Here is a 19607-nt window from a genome sequence, read left to right on the forward strand (position 1 = left end):
GGCGGCCGGAGCCTGCCTCGCCACGCTTCGGCGGGCCCGTCCGGCGATCGCGGACGATGCGCTTCGAGTGAGGTCCGCAGGGAAGGAGAGCCGGCGATGATCGATCTCTATTACTGGCCGTCGATCCCGGGGCGGGGTGAATATGTGCGGCTCGTTCTGGAAGCGGGCGGGCTCGCCTACCGGGATGTCGCGCGCCTCGGCGAGGACGAGGGCGGCGGCTTGGAGGCGATGTTCGCTTTCCTTCAGGGGCGCAGGGGCGCGCCGGTGCCCTTCGCACCGCCCTTTCTCGTGGACGGCGATCTCGTCGTCTCCCAGACAGCCCTCTGCTGCGCCCATGCGGCGGCGAAGGGCGGACTTCTGCCGGAGAGGGAGGCCGATCGCACATTCGCGCTCTCGATCGCCCTGACGGGCGAGGATTTCGTGCGCGAGATCCACGACACCCACCATCCGATCGCGGTCTCGCTCACCTATGAAAACCAGAGGCCGGAGGCCGCCCGGCGCGCCAGTGATTTCCGCGACAACCGCCTGCCGAAGTTTCTTATCTGGTACGAAAACCTGATCGAGAACAACGAGGACGCGGCCGGCTGGCTCGTCGGGCCGCGCATGACCTATGTGGATCTCGGCCTCTACCAGACCTGCCGCGGCCTCGCCCACGCCTTCCCGAACGCCTTCGACCGGGCGATGGGCGAGGCGCCGCAGGTGGGCGCGCTCTGCCGCGCGGTCGCAGCCCACCCCGCGATCGCCGCCTACCGGGAAAGCCCCCGGGCGCTGCCCTTCACCGACGGCATCTTCCGGCATTATGACGAGCTCGATCCGCCGAGCGCCGCCTGACGCGGGGACGCCGGAACGCCTTGAGGCCGCACCGCTGTTGCGACGGAGCCCCGCCCTGCGCTCAGATCGGCCCGCGCGCGAACCCGAAGCGTGACGCCGTTTGCTGGAGGGTTCGCACTGCGCGTCCACTTCCGCGACTGGGACCAAGGGCTTATGCAGGGTGTGTCGCCTCCTTCGCGGAGGCGTGGATCGAAACAACGCCGGGCCGGGGACGCTGGGCGACCGCTGGGGTCGCCTCCTTCGCGGAGGCGTGGATCGAAACGACGCGATCTGGCCGGATAAGGGGCTGATCCGCGGGTCGCCTCCTTCGCGGAGGCGTGGATCGAAACATGGAGGAACGCGCCCCCGACATGACGGCGCTCACGTCGCCTCCCGCGCGAAGCCTCTGATCGGAACGGTGTCGCGGCATCCCGGGCTCCGTTTCGATCGCTCTCGAACCTTACGGTCTGACGTCGGCGCGTTGGATGCTGTAAACCTGTCCATGGCTCGCCCGGGCACCTCGTCGCCCGGTCTGCGGGCCGGGACGGGGAGGAGAGCGATCATGAGCCGTGGAGACACCAGGGACGAGGCTCCGGCCGACACGGGCCGGGCGGGGGGCGAGAGGCTGCGCGTCGTCATCGTCGGCGGCGGCTATACGGGTGCGGTCCTTGCCTTTCATCTCGCCCGATCGAGCGGGCCGGCGGGGCCGCGCATCCTCGTCGTCGAACCGCGCGAGACGCTCGGCGCGGGCCTTGCCTATTCCACCGGCGAGCCGAGCCATCGCATCAACGTGCCGGCGAGCCGCATCACCATGCGCACCGATGTGAGCGACGGTTTCCAGCGCTGGATCGAGGAGAAGGACGTGCCGCTCGACGCCGAAAGCGAAGCGGGCGACGGCGCCCTCTATCCCCAGCGCGGGCTCGTCGCCGACTATATCGCGGACGCGCTCGCCGGCGATCTCGAAAGCGGCCGCATCGTCCACCGGCGGGCCCGCGCCACGGCGCTGACGCGTGCCGGGACCCTGCGGCTCACCCTCGACGACGGCGACATGATCGAGGCCGATCACCTCGTCGTCGCGACCAGCCATCCGCCGCCCGAACTCCCCGCGGCCTTCGCGGACCTTGCGGACGATCCTCGGCTCGTCGCCGACCCGTCCGACGCAGGGGCGATCGAGGCGGTGGCCCGAACGGCGGGAAACGTCCTGGTTCTGGGCACCGGGCTGACCTCGGCCGACGTGATCGCGAGCCTCGACCGCCATGGCTTTGCCGGCCAGCTCACAGCGATCTCGCGGCGCGGCCAACGCTCGCGCGGCCATGCCTCTGGCTACGAGGCGACGACCGCCGATTTCGCTGAGGACCCGTCCCGCACGGTCCTCGACCTTCTCGTGCGCGTGCGGGCCGCCGTGAGGGCGGATGGCGCGAACGGCCTGCCCTGGCAGGCGGCGCTCGACCGGGTCCGCACCGATGCGCCGGCGATCTGGGCGGCGCTCCCCGAGGCGGAACGGCGGCGCTTCCTGCGCCATCTGCGGCCGTGGTGGGACGTGCACCGGTTCCGCGTCGCGCCACAGGTCGAGGCGGTTCTCGATCGCCTCGTCGCCGAAGGGCGGCTCGGCGTTCGGGCCGGGCGCATCGCCGGCGTAACGGCCGAGCCGGACGGGCTCGCCGTCTCCTGGTCGCCGCGCGGCGATGAGATGCGGCGCGACCTTTTCGACCGCGTGATCCTCACCACCGGACCCGGCCATGGCTCGATCCTTGCGACTAGCACATTCCTCGCCTCGGCCGCGCGGGCCGGTCTCGTCGCGAACGATCGCCTGAAGCTCGGCCTTTCGGTGGCGCAGAACGGGCAGGCGCTCGATGCCTCGGGGTCCCCCGTGCCGGGGGTCTGGGTCGCGGGGCCGCTCGCGCGCGGAACCGTGGGCGAACTGATGGGCATTCCGGAGGTGACGCACCACGCCGAGACCGTCGCCGAGGCGATCCTCGAAGCCCAGGCGAGGCGCTGACACTCCAGCCGGCGTCCTCCATTTGGCGCCCCGACAAAAGGCGGGCACGAAAAAACCCCGGCCGCGAGGCGGTCGGGGTCGCAAGGTTCGGCGGCGGGCGAAGAGCCCGCCCGTGTGAAGGCCTCAGCGGCCTTCGATCTGGGCGCCGAGCTGGGCGATCGCCTGCTGGTAGACGGGAGCCGCATTCCAGCCCTGGATGCCGCGATAACCGGCCTGACCCTGCTGGTAGTTGGCGGTCATGCCGTGCTGGCGCAGGAAGTTGGCGGTGGAGTACATCGCCTCGCGCATGTTGGACAGGTCCACATGGCCGTCGCCGTTCACGTCGACGCCGTAGCGCAGGATGTTGCCGGCCAGGAACTGGGTGTGGCCGTATTCGCCATGGCCCGCGCCGCGCGAATTCGGCGAAAGGCCGCCCGTATCGACGAGGCGAAGCGCGGCGATGAGGTGCGGCTTGAAGAAGTCCGAGCGGCGGCAGTCATAGGCGATGGTCGCGGCCGAGGAGACGACGTTTTCCGAACCCATGAAGCCGCCGAAACCGGTCTCCATGCCCCAGATGGCGAGGATCGGGCCGGGCGTCACGCCGTAGCGGTTCTGGATGTCGTCGAACATCGCCTTGTTCTGGGCGAGCTTCTGCTTGCCGGTGCGCACGATCGAGGCGCCGCCACGCTTGTTGAGGAAGGTGTCGAGGCTCATCGTGAAGGCCGAGCCACCCTTCTGGGCGGCGCGGTCGATGCGGATGGTCTTGTCGTTGTAGCGGGCGTTCATCAGCGCCTGGATGCCCCGGCTGCCGACGCCGTTCTGCTGGGCGACGCCCGCGAACTGCTGCTTCCACTGGTCGAAGCCGGCTGCACTGTTGCCGCAGGACTGGGCATGGGCGGAGGTTGCGCCCAGGGTCAGGGCGAAGGCCGCGGCCGCGCCGAAACCCTTGAGCATGGTCTTGTAGGAGGTCATCAACAGGTCCTTGTCGGCTGGCCCGGTATGGGCGCGGTCGAAATTCTTGGCTCGGGCTTCGACCGCCACGCCCTCGAATACGGGACATGCGCTCGTCGTCTTGGCGGTTCGTCGCCTTCGAGCCGGTCATCCGGTTCGTCGGGAGACTCGCAACTCCCACGGCCTCCGCCTAACAGCCGAAGACAACGGCAAAACGGTGACAACTGCGCTGTCTAGCGCCCAAACCTTTCATCGGCGTTGCGGATCGGTATCAGGTGCCGCGATGCCGCACCTCATGACGCTTCGTCATCCCCGCCCGCACCTGCGCCAAGGCCCGCCCACCACGCGGCATAGGAGGAATTCCAGGGCGCCTTTCGGGTCTCGTCGGGCGCGCCGTCCCGCCACCAGACGGGGCCGCGCTCGCCGAGCCGGCGCTTGGCCGCATCGACCTTTTCGCGCGCAGCCTTCACCTCGGCCTCGCCTCCTGCGTCCCTGACGGCGCGGCGCGCCGTCATCAGCGCGTTCACCGCCTCCTGCCTCTCGTCTTCGGAAAGGCTCGGATCGGACTTTCGCCACAGGCGATCCTTCGCGACGAAATACCGCCCGTCCGGCGTCTCGGGATATCGCTTTCCCGCCATCTATCCTCCGTTCGCGCACGAGACGTCTCGTGCCGCCCGCCGCCTCGTTGCAAAGACCGAGTGGACCGATTAGGTGCGGGGATACCGGTCGCAGCCTACCCGGTCATCAAAACAAGGGTTTATCGATGACGTTCCCATCCGCCCGCTCGCGCGGGCTTCGCTTCCTGCCGTCCAGTTCGCGCCTCCGGCCCTGTCGGGGCCCGCTTCCCGGGGGAGGGATCTGATGTTCCGCATCACCAAGGAGTTCCATTTCTCCGCCTCCCACGTGCTGGATACGCTGCCCGGCGACCATCCATGTGCGCGCCTCCACGGCCACAATTACGTCGCCATGGTCGAGCTTGCCGCCGAAAGCCTCGACGCGCACGGCTTCGTTCGCGACTACCGCGAACTGAAGGACCTGAAGACCTATATCGACGACCACCTCGATCATCGTCACCTCAACGACGTCATCGAGGGACCGACGACGGCCGAGAGGCTGGCGAGGCACCTCTACGACTGGTGCGCGGCCCGCTGGCCCGAAACACGCGCCGTGAGGGTCTCGGAAACGCCCAAGACCTGGGCCGAGTACCGGCCGTGAGCCTGCGCATCGCCGAGATCTTCGGCCCGACCATCCAGGGCGAGGGGCCGCTGATCGGTGAGCCCACGGTCTTCGTGCGCGCGGGCGGCTGCGACTATCGCTGCCTCTGGTGCGACAGCCTGCATGCGGTCGAGAGCCGGTATCGGCACGAATGGCTGCCCATGGAGGCGGACGCGATCATGGAGCGGATCGAGGCGCTGTCCGGCGGACGTCCGCTGCTCGTCTCGATCTCGGGCGGCAATCCGGCCATCCAGGACTTCGGGCCGCTGATCGCCCTTGGGCGGCAGAAGGGCTACCGGTTCGCCTGCGAGACGCAGGGGACGATCGCGCCCCTCTGGTTCGCCGATCTCGATATGCTGGTTCTCTCCCCCAAACCGCCGTCGAGCGGCATGGAGACGGACTGGAGCGCGTTCGAGGCCTGTATCGCGGCGAAGGGTGCGGTCCCCGCCGCCATGAAGATCGTGATCTTCGACGAGGCCGATCTCGCCTTTGCGCGCCTTGCCGCCGAACGCTATCCGGACCTGCCGCTGTTTCTGCAGCCCGGAAACGGCGAAACCGATCCCGCCATTCCCGTCGATCTCGACGCCCTGGCCGGGCGCCTGTCCTGGCTCGTCGCGCAGACGGTGGGCAAGGGCTGGCTGCGCCCGCGCATCCTGCCGCAGCTTCACGTCATCGTCTGGGGCAACCAGCGCGGCGTCTGAGAGCCGGGTTCGGACGAGGGAGCCGGATCAGGCGGTCGCCCGTCGCCCATTCCGAAGCTTGACGCCCGTCTTGCCGCCGGGCCGGGGACCGCATGACGCGCCCCGGCCCGGTGGTGGTTCGTCAGCCGGCCGCCTTGCCGTTCTTGTTCTGGCGGTTCTCGATCAGGTGATCGACCACCGACGGGTCGGCGAGGGTTGAGGTGTCGCCCAGCTCGTCGAGCTTGTCCTCGGCGATCTTGCGCAAGACGCGGCGCATGATCTTGCCCGAGCGGGTCTTCGGCATGTCGGGCGCGAACTGGATCGCGTCCGGCTTGGCGATCGGCCCGATCTCCGAGCGCACATGGGCGACGAGTTCGTCGCGCAGCTTGTCGGAGGGCTCGGTGCCGTCCATCAGGGTCACGTAGCAGTAGATGCCCTGGCCCTTCACCTCGTGCGGATAGCCGACGACCGCGGCCTCCGACACCGCCTCGTGGGCGACGAGGGCGCTCTCCACCTCGGCGGTGCCCATGCGGTGTCCGGAGACGTTGATCACGTCGTCGACGCGGCCCGTGATCCAGATATAGCCGTCCTCGTCGCGCTTGGCGCCGTCCTCGGTGAAGTAATAGCCCTTGTATTGCTGAAAATAGGTGTTCGCGAAGCGCTCGTGGTTCTTGTAGACCGTGCGCATCTGGCTCGGCCAGGAATCGGCGATGGCGATGACGCCTTCCACGCCGTTGCCTTCCAGCACCTCGCCCGATTGCGGCTCGAGGATGACCGGCCGGATGCCGAAGAAGGGCTTGCAGGCCGAGCCGGGCTTCAGGGCCGTGGCGCCGGGCAGCGGCGTGATCAGGATGCCGCCGGTCTCGGTCTGCCAGTAGGTGTCGACGATCGGCACCTCCGACTGGCCGACCTCCTTGAAATACCACTGCCAGGCTTCCGGATTGATCGGCTCGCCCACCGTGCCGAGAAGCTTCAGGGCCGACAGGTCGTGCCCGCTCACATGTTCGCGGCCCTTGCCCATCAGCGCGCGGATCGCCGTCGGCGCCGTGTAGAACTGGTTGACCTTGTGTTCCTCGCAAACCTTCCAGCAGCGCGAGGCATCGGGATAGGTGGGGGTCGATTCGAAGACGAGGGTGGTCGCGCCGTTGGCGAGCGGCCCGTAGACGATGTAGCTGTGGCCGGTGATCCAGCCCACATCGGCCGTGCACCAGTAGATGTCGCCCTTGTGATAGTCGAAGACGTATTCGTGCGTCATCGAGGTGTAGACGAGATAGCCGCCGGTCGTGTGGACGACGCCCTTCGGCTTGCCGGTGGAGCCCGAGGTGTAGAGGATGAACAGCGGATCCTCCGCGTTCATCGGCTCGCACTCGCACTCGTCGGAGACCTTGTCTTCCATCTCGTGCAGCCAGAAGTCGCGGCCCTCGGTGATCGGCGTCTCGTCGCCGGTGCGCTTGACCACGAGGCACTTCACGTCGCCCTCGATCCCCTCGAAGGCCTTGTCGGCGTTCTTCTTGAGAGGCGTCGCCTTGCCGCCGCGCGGCGCATGGTCGGCGGTGATGACGAGCTTGGCGTCCGAATCGTTCACCCGGTCGCGCAGGGCCTGGGGCGAGAAGCCCGCAAAGACCACCGAATGGATCGCGCCGATGCGTGCGCAGGCGAGCATGGCATAGACCGCCTGGGGGATCATCGGCAGGTAGATGACGACGCGGTCGCCCTTTCCGACGCCGAGTTCCTTGAGGACGTTGGCGAATTTGGAGACGTGCTCGTGCAACTGCTTGTAGCTGATATGCTGGGCATTGCCCGGCTCGTCGGCTTCCCAGAGGATCGCCGTCTGGTCGCCCCGGTCCTTCAGGTGACGGTCGACGCAGTTGTAGCAGGCGTTGAGCGTGCCGTCCTCGAACCACTTGATCGAGACGTCCGGATAGGTGAAGTCGATCGACTTGATCTTGGTGGGTTCCTCGATCCAGTCGATGCGCTTGGCATGCTCCTTCCAGAAGCCTTCGGGATCCTCGACCGAACGCTTGTACCATTCCTCATAGGTCGCTGCGTCGATCTTCGAGCGCGACTTCCACGCGTCCTTGACCTCGATCATCGTCATATGGCTCGTTCCTCCCGGTCTGCGAACTGTCCTTCGGATCCTTCCGACCCTTTCGCTTCGAAATACTAGGCTACTCACCCCCTTACGGCCAGCACCGGCGGGGTGAACTTTGGTTGTTGTTCCCCCTGCGCCGGCACCGGTCGCCCTCGGGCTTGAAGCACCGAACCGGCCCGTGCCCTGCTTTCGGACCATCCGTTGGACCGGCACGAAACCCGAGCCCCGGACCCGGTTCCCGGCACGCGCCCCGGGCCTTATTGAGCGTCCGGGTCTTCAAGATCCGTCTGGATCCATGTCCGGCTGAGATGGATGTCCGTCGACTCCAGGGGTCCGTCGCCGATATTCTCGTATTTGTGCGGGATGTTCGCCGGTCCGAGGACGACGTCGCCCTCTCCGGCCTCGATCACCCTGTCGCCGACCGTGAACCGGGCCCGCCCCCGACGGATGATGAAGATCTCGTCATAGGGATGGACGTGAAGGCTCGGGCCCTTGCCCGTCTCGTCGGTGGCATAGAACAGGATGCAGACATCGGAATCGAGCCTGTCGCCGAGGACGTGCCCCTTCCAGGCATCCGCGTCCTCGGCCCATTCGGCACGCGATATCTTTTTCGTGCGGGGCGTCTGCGACATCGGTCGATCTCTCGTTGCACCTCTGGGCGGACGGCGACGGCGCGTCAGCTTCCGACGAACCCGATGATCAGGCTCATGATGACGAAGGCTCCCAGCCAGTGGCCGGCATTCATGTAGGTCAGCTTGCGGGACCGCGCCTCGTAGGAATGGTCGACCACCATCGCGGCCAGAACGAAGCCCGCCCAGACGAGGATGCCGGTGACGAATGTGTCGGAAACGCCGACATTGCCGATATGGGCGGTGAGGCCGGCGAGCATGCCTGCGATGACCAGATAGGCAAGGAAGACGATGGCGAGCGGCCCGGCCTTCAGCGCCGGCTTGGCGGCATAACCCGTCGCCGTCATCCAGGGCTTTTCGAGGAACCGGTGCCAGAGAAAGCCGAAGCCGAACGCTGCGAGCGCGGCGACGAGAACGCCGAGCGCGCTGAAATTGGTATAGCCCATTTGAAAACGTCCCTGTCCCTGTTCGATGCGCCTGCGCCTCCGGTGCGGGCCCGCATGAGGGGCGGAGGCGTCTCCTGTCCGGGAAGAGAACGGGGCGAGGGGCGGATCGGTTCACCCCATCCTGACGCATCGGCCGACGCGCCGTGTCGATCGCGGCCTCCGTCCGAACCAAACTCGTGAGCCCATTTCTACCGCTTGCGGTGGAGGGCGACCTCGACCGCGATCGAGAGCATCATCTGCCGGGTGATGGTGAGCGCCATCTGGCCTTCCTTCCGGCTCTTCAGGATATCGGCCTCGATGCGGCCGGCCGTGCGCACCAGCGCTTCGAGGGGCAGGGAGGTGAGGGCGGTCTCCAGCGCCGGCTTCCGGCGGAAATGCGGCCGGCGGCTCTCCACGACCCGGGAGACCGGCTCGCCCGCCCGCTCGACGCGTTCGCGCATGGCGACGAGCTGCTGGACCATGCGCAGCAGCGACTGCTGGAGCTGGTAGACCGGGGTTCCGGCATCGACCAGACGGTCGATGAGGGCGGGCAGCTTCTTGACCGCGCCCGTGATGGCCGCGTCGATCGCCTCGTCCACCGCATCGGCCGAGACGTCGCCGACGATCGCGGCGACCGCGTCCACGCCGATCCGCTCGGTGCCGTAGGCATAGACGCAGAGCTTCTCCACCTCGCCGCGCGAGGCGAGGCGATTGGCCCCGAGCCGGCTCTTCAGCTCTTCGCGGGCCTCCTTGTCGATGCCGAGGCCGGCCTTGGCGAGTTCCTCGTCGATCATCCGGTCGAGCGCGCGCGCCTCGTCCTGATAGCAGGGAAGGGCGAGGGCGAACTTCGCCCGCTCCACGCCCTGACGCAAGGCCGCGTTCTTCTTCAGATCGCCCGCCTCGACGATGAGCAGCGCGCCTTCGAGCTTGCGCGCGGACAGGTCCGTCACCGCTTCCGACAGGTTCTTGCCGGCGCCCGCGCCGCGCACACGAATGAGACGGCGGCCGCCGAAGAGCGAGACGGTGAGCGCCTCGTCGTAGAGGCGGCCCACATCCTTCTCCACCTCGTCGGCGCCGAGGGTGATGCTGGCAAAGGGATCGGCGGGATCGACGCCGGACTGGTCGGCGATGCGGGCCGCGCGCTCGGAAACGAGGCCGGGATCCGGCCCGTAGAGGAGGATCACCGGATAGGAGAAGTCCGGCCGCGACAGGAAGGCGTCGACCTCGCCGGCTTTCTTCTGGGCCATCTGTCGCTCAGGTTCCGAGGGGAGAGCGCAAGGAGGGCGTCAACGGCCCTCCTCGACGAGGGCGGTGGCGATGGCGATCTCGAGTTCGGCGGCGATCGAGCGGCCGGACTGGCGCCGTGCGTCGAGGAGCGCGCGCTGGGACTGGAACAGCTGGGCCGTGCGATCGAAGGGGGTGATGACCTGACGGCGTCCGGTATCGATCACCTGATTGTCGGACAGGCGGGTCACGGTATAGGCGACCGAGAGATCGTAGATCGCCGAACTCGCGATGCCGCCCGGCTCGATGGTGATGCCGCGCTCGATGCCGGTCGTCACGAGCTGGACCGAATAGAGCGGATCGCGCACCCGCGCGCCGGCATTCAGCCGCGACAGAAGTTCGTTGCGCACGATCTGGTCCGTGCGCGTATTGGCCTCGACGATCGCGATGCGGCCGCGAAGCGGCTGGAGGGTCGAGGCCGAGACCTCGGCGCCGCCGACGGAGCGTCCGCCATAGAGGGGCCCCGCCGTGCAGGCCGAGAGGGCGGCGAGAGCGAGGGCGAGACCGGCCGCGACGCGACCCCGCCGCGAGAGATCAGACGACCACATTGACGATTCTCCCCGGCACCACGACGAGCCGCTTGGGCTGGCCACCATTCAGCGCATCGCGAACCACCTGTGTGGCCAGCGCTGCCTCTTCGATCTCAGCTTTGCTGGCCTCGGCCGGAACGGTCAAGTCGCCACGCTTCTTGCCGTTAATTTGCAAGGGGAGTGTGACGCTGTCGTCCCTGAGGAGGCCGTCCTCCACCTGAGGCCACGCCTCGCTCGCAACGAAGCCGTCGCGCCCGAGCACCGTCCAGCATTCCTGCGCCAGATGCGGCATCATCGGGGCGATCAGCTTGACCAGGACTTCCAGGGCCTCGCGGGCCGCAGCCCTCGTCTCGGTCTCGGAACTGGCCGAAAGTCCGGCGAGCGAGCCGGCGAGGATGTTCACGAGTTCGTGGACCCGGGCGACCGCCTTGTTGAAGCCCAGCCGCTCGATATCGCCGGTCACCCCGTGCGCGGTGCGGTGGGCGGCCTTGCGGATGGCGAGCGCCGTCTCGCCCGAGATCTCGGCCAGCGAAGCCTTCGAGGGGGCCGGCAGATGGGGCGCAGCCTCCTGCACGAGACGCCAGACGCGCTGGACGAAGCGGAACGCGCCTTCCGCGCCCGCCTCGGTCCAGATCACGTCGCGATCGGGGGGCGAATCGGACAGCATGAACCAGCGGGCCGTATCGGCGCCGTAGGAGCCGATGATGTCCTCGGGATCGACCACGTTCTTCTTGGACTTCGACATCTTCTCGATGCCGCCGATGGTGATCGGCGTGCCCGTGGAAAGCCGCGTGGCGGAGCGCTCGCCGTTTTCCTCGCGGATGACGACGTCGGCCGGCGGCACCCATTCGCGCCCGTCCTTGTAGGTCTCGTGGACCACCATGCCCTGGGTGAAGAGACCCTTGAACGGCTCGTCGAGGTCGAGATGGCCGGTCTTCTTCATGGCGCGCACGAAGAAGCGCGAATAGAGGAGATGCAGGATCGCGTGCTCGATGCCGCCGATATATTGGTCGACGGCGAGCCAGGCATTGGCGATGGCCGGTTCCGTCGGCGTTTCGGCGCGCGGCGCGGTGAAGCGGGCGAAATACCAGGACGAATCGACGAAGGTGTCCATCGTGTCCGTCTCGCGCAGGGCCTCGCCCCCGCATTTCGGGCAGGAGGTCTTGCGCCATGTGGGATGGCGGTCGAGCGGATTGCCCGGCTTTTCGAAATCGATGTCCTCGGGCAGGGTCACCGGCAGGTTCTCGCGCGCCTCCGGCACGACGCCGCAGGTCTCGCAGTGAAGGACCGGGATCGGGCAGCCCCAGTAACGCTGGCGCGAGATGCCCCAGTCGCGCAGGCGGAAGTTCACCTTGCGCTCCGCGACCGCCTCGCCGCCGAGGGTGGCGGCTTCGAGCTTCGCCGCGACCGCCTCGAAGCCGTCTTCCGGCGACAGGCCGTCGAGAAAGTCCGAATTGAACAGGACGCCGTCGCCGTCATAGGCGTCGGAATAGATCGTGAAGGCGGTCGGATCCTCCTTCGGGGGCAGCACCACCGGCCGCACGGGCAGTTCGTATTTCAGCGCGAAATCGAGATCGCGCTGGTCGTGCGCCGGGCAGCCGAAGACCGCGCCGGTGCCGTAGTCCATGAGGACGAAGTTCGCGACGTAAACCGGCACCGTCCAGTCCGGGTCGAGGGGATGGACCGCCTCGACGCCGGTGCGGTAACCCTTCTTCTCGGCGGTTTCCAGAGCTTCCGCACTCGTGCCCGCGCGCCGACATTCGGCGATGAACTCGGCGAGCGCGGGATCGGTCCCGGCGATCGTCTGCGCCAGCGGATGGTCGGGCGCAACGGCGAGGAAGCTTGCGCCGTAAAGCGTATCGGGGCGCGTCGTGAAGATGGCCAGATCCTCGTGGCCCTCGGGGCGGGTCTGCGGGGCGAGTGCCCAGCGCAGCATCAGCCCTTCGGACTTGCCGATCCAGTTCTTCTGCATGAGCCGGACCTTGTCCGGCCAGTTCGGCAATTCGTCGAGGGCCGAGAGGAGGTCGTCGGCGTAATCCGTGATCTTCAGGAACCACTGGGTCAATTCGCGCTGCTCGACGAGCGCGCCCGAGCGCCAGCCTCGCCCGTCCTCCACCTGCTCGTTGGCGAGCACGGTCATGTCGACCGGATCCCAATTGACCTTCGACTTCTTGCGATAGGCAAGGCCAGAATCAAGGAAGTCGAGGAACAGCATCTGCTGGCGGTGATAGTAGTCGACGTCGCAGGTCGCAAATTCGCGCGACCAGTCGAGCGACAGGCCCATCGACTTCAACTGCGCGCGCATGGAGGCGATGTTCTCGTAGGTCCACTTGGCGGGATGGACCTTGTTCTGCATGGCCGCGTTCTCGGCCGGCATGCCGAAAGCGTCCCAGCCCATGGGGTGGAGAACGTTGAAGCCCTTCGCCCGCTTGTAGCGCGCGACCACGTCGCCCATCGCGTAATTGCGCACATGGCCCATATGGATGCGCCCGGACGGATAGGGGAACATCTCGAGGACGTAGTATTTCTCGCCCGGCGCGTCGGTCTTCGTCTCGTAGAGCCCGGCCTCGTCCCATTGTTTCTGCCAGCGGGGTTCGACGGCGCGCGGATTGTATCGTTCGGTGGTCATGAAGCGGAGTGTCGCGATCGTTGGGCCAGGTCGGATGGCCTTCGGGGATAAGTCAGCGCTGACTTATCCCTTTCGCGATGCCGAATTCAACCTGATACCGACGAGGGGTGGCCGGCGCTGAGGCTCAACGTGCCACGGCCGCGTTGAGAGATGCGACGATATCCTGCATCGGCAGAATGAGCTTCATCGGGCTGATCCTGGTGGAGGCAAAACCGAAGCGCCTGTAGAAAGCGGACGCCTCGTCGTCGATCGCGTCGACCATGACCGCCCGGAACGCCACGACCTGAGACGCCGATGCGGCATTGCGAAGAGCATTCGACAGGAGTGCCTTGCCGACACCTTTGCCCTGCAAGTCCTCCGCGACGGCGAGCCGGGCCAGAAGGGCGACGGGAATTTCAGACGGAGAGCCGTGGGGCGCGATCTTCTTTGTCGCGTCCTTGCGCAGAATCATCCCCGCGCACAGGGCATAGAAGGCACGGACCTTCCCGTTTTGGTCGCAGATGACGAAGGTTCGCGAAAAATCATAGGCTTGATTATGGAAGGCGAGTTCACGAAGCCATGAGTCCATGGCCGGCTTCCCGCTCGAAAAGCCGGCGGGGTCGTGAGCCTCGCTCAGGGGTTCGGGTGCGGATAGTCCTAGTCGCTTGAAGTCGCCCACACGTTCTCTTCCGCGAACAGATCGACCAGTGCCGGATGAGCCGTCGCAGGCCGGGAGAGGGTTTCGGACACGGCGTCGAACAAAGCCGCATCGAGGTGGAGGAAGCGCTGATCCATCAGCGACTTCTGAGCGCTGTACAGAGCCGACTCCATGACGAAATTGGACAGGCTCTTTCCGCTGACGGCCGCCGCCCGGCGGATCAGTTCGAGATCGGCGGGCGCGATTCGGGCTGTGAAAGTCTCATCCTTCTTCGCGGTAGACATGCCCCTATCCTCCAAACCCAATGGGCCGCACTCGGCGCCGAGGTTGTTCGGCTTCATGTGCATTCGACCCCGACAGGATATCGCGGAAGGTCTGTACTGACAATGTATGAACAAATGGCGGGTTCGGAAGGGTCGATCTATTTTCACGGCCTGCCGTGAGTCGGCAGACCATAGCCCTGGCGAACAGCGACGATCGAGCGCGATCATCGTCATGTTCGCCGACGAGCCCTCACGATCACCGTCCGGGGCTGGAGGTCGCAACCGCCATTTGCGATAAGGGAGGCCGAACAGAGAGGCTTCTGCGAGGAACTCAGTGTCATCCGCCGACCAGTATCATGCCGTCACCACCGCCATCGAGAATGCGGCGCGGGAGGCCGGACGTGCGCCCGGCAGCGTCGCTCTCGTCGCGATTTCGAAGACCAAGGGCGAGGACGAGATCGTGCCCGTTCTTCAAGCCGGTCAGCGCATCTTCGGCGAGAACAAGGTGCAGGAGTCCCAGGCGAAATGGCCGCCCCTCAAGGAGCGCTTCGCCGATATCGAACTGCGCCTCGTAGGGCCGCTGCAATCCAACAAGACCGCCGATGCGGTCGCGCTCTTCGACGTGATCGAGAGCGTCGACCGGGAAAAGATCGCCCGGGAGATCGCCAAGGAGATGGCGAAGCAGGATCGAAGGCCCCGCCTCTACGTGCAGGTCAATATCGGCGAGGAGGAGCAGAAGTCGGGGATCATGCCGAAAGAGGCGGTGGCCTTCGTGGAGCGCTGCCGCTCGGAGCATGGGCTCACGATCGAGGGCCTGATGTGCATTCCTCCGGTGGACGAGAATCCGGGCCCCTATTTCGCTCTCCTCGCAAAGCTCGCGAAGGAGGCCGGCCTCGACCACCTCTCCATGGGCATGAGCGGCGACTACGAGACCGCAATCGCCTTCGGGGCGACGAGCGTCCGCGTCGGTTCGGCGATCTTCGGGGCGCGGGACGATCCGGCGGCCTGAACCGTAAGGCTCGCGGGCTCGCGGGCTAGCGGGCTCGGGGACAGGCGGGCCGTTCTACTCGAAGCGCACCCGGTGAAGGGCGGCGCCGTTCGCCTTCAGCCAGGCCCGGCCCTCCTCCATCCGCGGGCAGAGCGAGCGGCAGACGGCCCAGAAGGCGGGCGAGTGGTTCATCTCGACGAAGTGGGCGACTTCGTGCGCCGCCAGATAGTCGAGGACGAAGGGCGGCGCCATCACGATGCGCCAGGAAAAGGACAGGCGCCGGTCCGCCGTGCAGGAGCCCCAGCGGCTCACCGTATCCTTCAGCGCCATGGTCCTCGGCTGCAGGCCGACCTGCTCCGAATGTTTCGCGACCGCCATTGCGAGATCGGCCCGCGCCTCCTTTTTCAGGAAGTCGCCGACCCGTCGGGCGAAATGATCGGGAAGGCCGCCGACAAGGAGCGCGCCCGTCCCGCTTTCGAGCCGCGAGACGCGCCGTCCGCCCATATGCCTTAAAACGACCGGCTCGCCGCGCAGCATGATCGAGGAGCCGTCCGCGACCACGACCGGCGCCCGTTCGCCGCCCGCCCGCTCTTCGATCCAGCCGCGATGTCTGCCGAGAAAGGCTTCGAGCGTGCGCTTGGGGGTGCGCCTCGGAACCGTGACCACAGCCCCTCCGTCCGGCGCGATCCTCAGGATCAGGCGTTTGGCCCGCGCATTCTCGCGGATGGTGAGCAGGATCTGCCGTCCGCCCGCTTCGATGAAGCGCGGCGGCGCGGGCTCGGCGACACTCGCCGGGTTCCGGCCTTTGGAGAAGAGGCTTCGCAGGTTCGGGGCCATCGATGCACAGGTGGTCGGTTTCGATTCGTGTCCGTTCCTATCATACCAGCGGCCGGGAAGGCTGACGCGTCCCGCCGCAGCGCCGCTTCCATGCGCCGGCAGACTGAGCGTCGCCCATGAAGAAGGCGGCATCCGAAGACGCCGCCCTTTCGTCGTCAAGCCTTCGCCTCGTCACCGAAACGACCGGCTCGATCCTCTCAGGCCGGGTGGCCGTCGACGACCGGGCCGTCATTGCGCTCGGAGCCGGACTTGCGGCGCTCCTTCATGAAGCGATCGAACTCCTCCTGGTCCTTGGCGCGGCGCAGTTCGCGCGCATAGGCCTCGAATTCGGCGGAGGCTTCGTTCAGGCGGCGGCGCTCCTCGTCGAGACGGCGCAGTTCGGCATCGCGCCAGTCGTCGAAGGCGACATTGCCGGTGCGCGGGGCGCCGAAGCCGGGGGCGGTGAAACCGCTGCGGCGAAAGCCGCCGAAGACGCGGTCGGTCGCGGTGTTGACGTCGCGCTTGAAGGCGTCCAGCCGCTCACCCCAGAGGATGTAGGCAAGGACTGCGAGGCCCAACGGCCAGAAGACGAAGAACCCGCCGACCATGAGCGCGATGGTGGCCGGCGTCCAGGCTGGACGAATGAGGGCGCGTGAAGACATCGATTTCCCGTTCCTTTCGATCAAGACCCGCGATGTCGGACATTGCGGGATGCGTTGTGACATGGACCCTGTTCCGCTCCTCGATGTGGTGACGGCGAGACGTCGCTTCAATTCCGGTCCGCCGAAAACCCGCGCGCATGCCGGTGCGCGAGAAGCGCCGATTGCGCCCTCGGTTTCTGCGTGAGACATCGGGGCCCGGGATCCGGCCTTGGCGGCTCCATTCCCGCAGTCTTCCCGATCGGATCGCTCGCCCGTGCTGACCCTCCTGTCTCTTCTCGCCGGGCTTTTCTGGAGCGCGTTTCTTGCCGCGACGATCCTGCCGGGTGCCTCCGAGCTTCTCCTCATCGCGGTGATTGCCGAAGCGGGTGTCGATCCGGTCGTCGCGGTTCTCGTTGCCGGAACCGGCAATACGCTGGGCTCGCTCGTCAACTGGGTGATGGGCTGCTATGCCGCCACCTATCGCGATCGTCGCTGGTTTCCCGTCTCGAAGGCCGGTCTCGATCGGGCGGAGAACCTTTTCCGCCGCTACGGCATCTGGACACTCTTCTTTGCCTGGTGGCCGATCGGCGGTGATGCACTCACGCTGGCGGCAGGCGTTCTGAAAGTGCCGATGCCGATCTTTCTTTTCGTGGTCGGGATAGGGAAATTTGCCCGTTATGCGGTCGTCGCCTACGGCACGCTGCAGTTCCAATAAGCCGGAAAACCAAGGGTTTCGAGGGGCTTCGCCGCTGCCGACCGCGGACCTGACGAGACGGTAACAGCGCAAAACATATGTCTGATTGATAGTAAGTAATAAGAACTTTTTAAGGGGCTGGGACTGATCCTGACGTTGCGAATGTAAGCGCAATAAGGGCACTTGGATGACGTATCGTCAAGCTCTATCCGGCGCACGAAGCCGGTTCGAATTTCCCCCTGTGATCGCGGCCTTCGAGAGCGCGCGGCGACTGTTCCAGGCGCGATCGGGTGCCGCGGCGGTCGAATTCGCCCTCATCCTGCCGGTGATCGTGCTGATCGTCTTCGGCGCGGCCTATCTCGGCATCTATCTCGCCACCGCCCATTCGCTCCAGCAATTGAGCGCCAATGGAAGCCGTTATGCTCTCGTCGGGCTCGACAGCGTCGAACGGCAGGCGCTCGCGGGGGATGCGGTGCGCATGGCCGCCCGCGACGATCCGCTGATCCGGCCCGAACAGCTGATGATCGCCGTGACGGAAAGCGGCGACTGGCTGACGGTGAGCGTCGGCTACGACCTGTCCAATTCGCCGCTTCCCTCGCTCCTGTCGAACTCCCTCGGTTCTCTCGGCTCGATCGAGCGCTCCGCCACGGTGCTGCTGCCATGATCCTTCGTGAACTTCGCCGGCTCCGGGGCGAGCGCTCCGGCAATGTGGCCGTCTTCTTCGGCCTCGGAATGAGCGTCATCATCGGTTTCGGTGCGCTCGCGACCGATTTCGGCTCGGTCTATCTCGACCACCGGGCGCTGCAGGCGGCGACCGATGCGGCCGCTCTCGCAGCGGTTCGAAGCCCGGACGAGGCCGGCGCCATCGCGGCTCAGGTCTTCGACGCCTCGGCCCAGGGCGATGTGCGTATCGACATCGTGTTCGGCACCTATGATCCGAAACGGCCGCCGGACCAACGGTTCGAGGCGAGCGACGAAGGCTCGGCCTCGGTGCTCAGGGTCATCGCGACGCGCAATCACAAATTCGGTCTTGCAAGGGTGCTCGGGGTCGAAGACGTGGATATGGTCGCAAGGGCCGACGCGGCGATCAGCCGGGCGGTGGTCTTCCATGCCGGCAGCCGCCTGCTCGATCTCGACATGCCGATCGTCAACAAGATCGCCCGCGATCTCCTCGGCGCCGAGCTCTCCCTGACCTTTCTCGACTATCACGGCCTCGTCAACGCCGATATCCGGCTCGGCGACCTCCTCGGGGGCATCTCGCTCGATGCGACGAACACCGCTTCGATCGTGGCGCAGCTGCACGAGCCGACCGGCATGCGGACCCTCCTCACGCGCATGGCGGACAGCCTCGAGAAGCAGAACGCGACGATCGGGGCGGTCGCCCTGCGCAAGGCGGCGAACAGCCCCCTTGCAAGCGTCATGAAGCTCAGCCTCGACGATCTCTTGGACGTCGATGCGGGAGGGTTCGCGACCAGCCGGACCTCGCTCTCGCAGCTTTTGTCCGCCGAGGTTTCGGTCCTCAACATTCTCGACGTCGCCCTGAAGCGAAGCATCAACGGGCTCACAGCCGATATCGGTCTCGACGTGCCCCTGGTCGGAAGCGTGGATCTCGGGCTTCTTCTCGGCGAGCCCGGAGCGTTCAAGTCGCCGCTCGCGGTCGCCAGCATGGGTGAGAGGATCGAACTCGGCCAGCTGCGCCAGAGACTTCACGTGCGCACGCTGCCGCTCCTCGGCAGTCTCGGCATCGGGGAAGGCCTCAATCTTCCCGTGGAGAGCGTGGTCGCGGGCGGGCGGGTCGACGTGGCGGAGATCTCCTGCGCCGCAGACCCCCTCGAGCGATCCGTGACCCTCGCCGTCACTCCCGGGCTCCTGCGCCTCTCCCTCGGCGCCTCATCGAAGCCGCTCGCGCAGATCGGCGTCGGCGACAGGGTCGGGCATGCGCCGATCCTGTCCTTGCTCCTCCTCGCCGTCGAGGCACGGGCCAATCTCGCGATCGAATCCATGCAGCCGGTGCGCGTGACCTTCACGGGGACCGACGTGGCCAAGGGAACCGTGAAGACGGCCCGCACCTCGAACTTTCTCGCAAGCCCGATCTCGAGCCTGTTCGGGCAGACCGACCTGCGTGTGAGGCTCGGCGGGCTCGGACTGTCCACCGGGCTCGTCACCAGCGCCGTGCGCAACGGCCTGACGAGCCTCGTCCAGCCCCTCGATCTCCTGCTCGGCAAGCTCCTGAAGACGGCCGGCATCGGGCTCGGCGAGGTCGATGTCCAGGTGGAGGACATCCTGTGCGAGCGCTCGAGGATCGTCGGATAGACGATCCTCGTCGCTGCCATGCCGGTGCCCGT

Annotated in this window: 20 protein-coding genes; 8 read left to right on the forward strand and 12 right to left on the reverse strand. The window is 66.7% G+C overall.

Annotated elements, in window-relative coordinates:
* Positions 1-96 precede the first annotated feature (96 nt).
* Together DYI37_RS14995 and DYI37_RS15000 are read left to right on the forward strand one after the other, a co-directional pair.
* Positions 97-831: a glutathione S-transferase gene (locus DYI37_RS14995; protein ID WP_116684080.1), complete on the forward strand. Its 735-nt coding sequence runs from the start codon at positions 97-99 to the stop codon at positions 829-831.
* 541 nt (positions 832-1372) lie between these two features.
* Positions 1373-2809 (forward strand): FAD/NAD(P)-binding protein, encoded by a 1437-nt coding sequence (locus DYI37_RS15000; protein ID WP_116684081.1) that lies wholly within the window; start codon positions 1373-1375, stop codon positions 2807-2809.
* Positions 2810-2932: 123 nt separating this feature from the next.
* Here DYI37_RS15000 and DYI37_RS15005 read toward each other — a convergent pair whose 3' ends face one another.
* Together DYI37_RS15005 and DYI37_RS15010 are read right to left on the reverse strand one after the other, a co-directional pair.
* The gene (locus DYI37_RS15005) at positions 2933-3760 is read right to left on the reverse strand and encodes a lytic murein transglycosylase (RefSeq protein ID WP_116684216.1); all 828 of its coding nucleotides are present in this window, start codon (positions 3758-3760) and stop codon (positions 2933-2935) included.
* A gap of 272 nt (positions 3761-4032) precedes the next feature.
* On the reverse strand, positions 4033-4377 hold the full coding sequence (locus DYI37_RS15010; RefSeq protein WP_116684082.1) for a hypothetical protein: 345 nt from the start codon (positions 4375-4377) through the stop codon (positions 4033-4035).
* 223 nt (positions 4378-4600) lie between these two features.
* Here DYI37_RS15010 and queD point away from each other — a divergent pair, with 223 nt between their 5' ends.
* Positions 4601-4954, forward strand: coding sequence for a 6-carboxytetrahydropterin synthase QueD (gene queD, locus DYI37_RS20330; RefSeq protein WP_116684083.1), 354 nt, complete (start codon positions 4601-4603; stop codon positions 4952-4954).
* Positions 4933-5655, forward strand: coding sequence for a 7-carboxy-7-deazaguanine synthase QueE (gene queE, locus DYI37_RS15020; RefSeq protein ID WP_425365054.1), 723 nt, complete (start codon positions 4933-4935; stop codon positions 5653-5655). The genes queD and queE overlap by 22 nt, the downstream gene beginning before the upstream one ends.
* Before the next feature lie 121 nt (positions 5656-5776).
* Here the strand turns inward: queE and acs are convergent, their stop codons facing one another.
* The 8 genes from acs to DYI37_RS20035 all read right to left on the reverse strand — a co-directional run bounded on the left by acs (position 5777) and on the right by DYI37_RS20035 (position 14144).
* Positions 5777-7732 carry an acetate--CoA ligase gene (gene acs, locus DYI37_RS15025; RefSeq protein WP_116684085.1) on the reverse strand — a complete coding sequence of 652 codons (1956 nt, stop codon included), beginning with the start codon at positions 7730-7732 and terminating at the stop codon, positions 5777-5779.
* Between the two features lie 251 nt (positions 7733-7983).
* Positions 7984-8358, reverse strand: coding sequence for a cupin domain-containing protein (locus DYI37_RS15030; protein ID WP_116684086.1), 375 nt, complete (start codon positions 8356-8358; stop codon positions 7984-7986).
* Between the two features lie 44 nt (positions 8359-8402).
* A complete protein-coding gene (locus DYI37_RS15035; RefSeq protein WP_116684087.1) occupies positions 8403-8801 on the reverse strand; it encodes a DUF1761 domain-containing protein in 399 nt (132 codons plus the stop codon).
* Between the two features lie 188 nt (positions 8802-8989).
* Positions 8990-10027: a DNA polymerase III subunit delta gene (gene holA, locus DYI37_RS15040; protein ID WP_116684088.1), complete on the reverse strand. Its 1038-nt coding sequence runs from the start codon at positions 10025-10027 to the stop codon at positions 8990-8992.
* Positions 10028-10066: 39 nt separating this feature from the next.
* Positions 10067-10612 carry a hypothetical protein gene (locus DYI37_RS15045; RefSeq protein WP_116684089.1) on the reverse strand — a complete coding sequence of 182 codons (546 nt, stop codon included), beginning with the start codon at positions 10610-10612 and terminating at the stop codon, positions 10067-10069.
* The gene (gene leuS, locus DYI37_RS15050) at positions 10599-13223 is read right to left on the reverse strand and encodes a leucine--tRNA ligase (protein WP_116684090.1); all 2625 of its coding nucleotides are present in this window, start codon (positions 13221-13223) and stop codon (positions 10599-10601) included. Before leuS ends, DYI37_RS15045 begins: the two co-directional genes overlap by 14 nt.
* A 124-nt stretch (positions 13224-13347) precedes the next feature.
* Positions 13348-13791: a GNAT family N-acetyltransferase gene (locus DYI37_RS15055; protein ID WP_245413941.1), complete on the reverse strand. Its 444-nt coding sequence runs from the start codon at positions 13789-13791 to the stop codon at positions 13348-13350.
* A 68-nt stretch (positions 13792-13859) separates the two neighbouring features.
* A complete protein-coding gene (locus tag DYI37_RS20035) occupies positions 13860-14144 on the reverse strand; it encodes a type II toxin-antitoxin system TacA family antitoxin (RefSeq protein ID WP_158555188.1) in 285 nt (94 codons plus the stop codon).
* Positions 14145-14457: 313 nt separating this feature from the next.
* Here DYI37_RS20035 and DYI37_RS15065 point away from each other — a divergent pair, with 313 nt between their 5' ends.
* A complete protein-coding gene (locus tag DYI37_RS15065; RefSeq protein WP_116684093.1) occupies positions 14458-15132 on the forward strand; it encodes a YggS family pyridoxal phosphate-dependent enzyme in 675 nt (224 codons plus the stop codon).
* 54 nt (positions 15133-15186) lie between these two features.
* Here the strand turns inward: DYI37_RS15065 and DYI37_RS15070 are convergent, their stop codons facing one another.
* Both DYI37_RS15070 and DYI37_RS15075 read right to left on the reverse strand, forming a co-directional pair.
* Positions 15187-15948, reverse strand: a complete 762-nt coding sequence (locus tag DYI37_RS15070; RefSeq protein ID WP_116684094.1) for a M48 family metallopeptidase — start codon at positions 15946-15948, stop codon at positions 15187-15189.
* Between the two features lie 197 nt (positions 15949-16145).
* Positions 16146-16589 (reverse strand): DUF2852 domain-containing protein, encoded by a 444-nt coding sequence (locus DYI37_RS15075; RefSeq protein ID WP_116684095.1) that lies wholly within the window; start codon positions 16587-16589, stop codon positions 16146-16148.
* A 253-nt stretch (positions 16590-16842) separates the two neighbouring features.
* Here DYI37_RS15075 and DYI37_RS15080 point away from each other — a divergent pair, with 253 nt between their 5' ends.
* The 3 genes from DYI37_RS15080 to DYI37_RS15090 all read left to right on the forward strand — a co-directional run bounded on the left by DYI37_RS15080 (position 16843) and on the right by DYI37_RS15090 (position 19575).
* Positions 16843-17283 (forward strand): YqaA family protein, encoded by a 441-nt coding sequence (locus DYI37_RS15080; protein WP_342634945.1) that lies wholly within the window; start codon positions 16843-16845, stop codon positions 17281-17283.
* 166 nt (positions 17284-17449) lie between these two features.
* Positions 17450-17926, forward strand: coding sequence for a TadE/TadG family type IV pilus assembly protein (locus DYI37_RS15085; RefSeq protein ID WP_116684096.1), 477 nt, complete (start codon positions 17450-17452; stop codon positions 17924-17926).
* Positions 17923-19575: a pilus assembly protein TadG-related protein gene (locus DYI37_RS15090; RefSeq protein WP_116684097.1), complete on the forward strand. Its 1653-nt coding sequence runs from the start codon at positions 17923-17925 to the stop codon at positions 19573-19575. Before DYI37_RS15085 ends, DYI37_RS15090 begins: the two co-directional genes overlap by 4 nt.
* Positions 19576-19607 lie beyond the last annotated feature (32 nt).

The sequence above is a fragment of the Fulvimarina endophytica genome (assembly GCF_003403015.1).
In the GTDB taxonomy this organism is placed as follows: domain Bacteria; phylum Pseudomonadota; class Alphaproteobacteria; order Rhizobiales; family Rhizobiaceae; genus Fulvimarina; species Fulvimarina endophytica.

Bases quoted from the DNA above. Each gene is read 5' to 3' on its own strand.
- DYI37_RS14995 (WP_116684080.1), top strand. From the start codon at position 97: ATGATCGATCTCTATTACTGGCCGTCGATCCCGGGGCGGGGTGAATAT.
- DYI37_RS15000 (WP_116684081.1), top strand. From the start codon at position 1,373: ATGAGCCGTGGAGACACCAGGGACGAGGCTCCGGCCGACACGGGCCGG.
- DYI37_RS15005 (WP_116684216.1), bottom strand. From the start codon at position 3,760: ATGACCTCCTACAAGACCATGCTCAAGGGTTTCGGCGCGGCCGCGGCC.
- DYI37_RS15010 (WP_116684082.1), bottom strand. From the start codon at position 4,377: ATGGCGGGAAAGCGATATCCCGAGACGCCGGACGGGCGGTATTTCGTC.
- queD (WP_116684083.1), top strand. From the start codon at position 4,601: ATGTTCCGCATCACCAAGGAGTTCCATTTCTCCGCCTCCCACGTGCTG.
- acs (WP_116684085.1), bottom strand. From the start codon at position 7,732: ATGACGATGATCGAGGTCAAGGACGCGTGGAAGTCGCGCTCGAAGATC.
- DYI37_RS15030 (WP_116684086.1), bottom strand. From the start codon at position 8,358: ATGTCGCAGACGCCCCGCACGAAAAAGATATCGCGTGCCGAATGGGCC.
- DYI37_RS15035 (WP_116684087.1), bottom strand. From the start codon at position 8,801: ATGGGCTATACCAATTTCAGCGCGCTCGGCGTTCTCGTCGCCGCGCTC.
- holA (WP_116684088.1), bottom strand. From the start codon at position 10,027: ATGGCCCAGAAGAAAGCCGGCGAGGTCGACGCCTTCCTGTCGCGGCCG.
- DYI37_RS15045 (WP_116684089.1), bottom strand. From the start codon at position 10,612: ATGTGGTCGTCTGATCTCTCGCGGCGGGGTCGCGTCGCGGCCGGTCTC.
- leuS (WP_116684090.1), bottom strand. From the start codon at position 13,223: ATGACCACCGAACGATACAATCCGCGCGCCGTCGAACCCCGCTGGCAG.
- DYI37_RS15055 (WP_245413941.1), bottom strand. From the start codon at position 13,791: ATGGACTCATGGCTTCGTGAACTCGCCTTCCATAATCAAGCCTATGAT.
- DYI37_RS20035 (WP_158555188.1), bottom strand. From the start codon at position 14,144: ATGTCTACCGCGAAGAAGGATGAGACTTTCACAGCCCGAATCGCGCCC.
- DYI37_RS15070 (WP_116684094.1), bottom strand. From the start codon at position 15,948: ATGGCCCCGAACCTGCGAAGCCTCTTCTCCAAAGGCCGGAACCCGGCG.
- DYI37_RS15075 (WP_116684095.1), bottom strand. From the start codon at position 16,589: ATGTCTTCACGCGCCCTCATTCGTCCAGCCTGGACGCCGGCCACCATC.
- DYI37_RS15085 (WP_116684096.1), top strand. From the start codon at position 17,450: ATGACGTATCGTCAAGCTCTATCCGGCGCACGAAGCCGGTTCGAATTT.
- DYI37_RS15090 (WP_116684097.1), top strand. From the start codon at position 17,923: ATGATCCTTCGTGAACTTCGCCGGCTCCGGGGCGAGCGCTCCGGCAAT.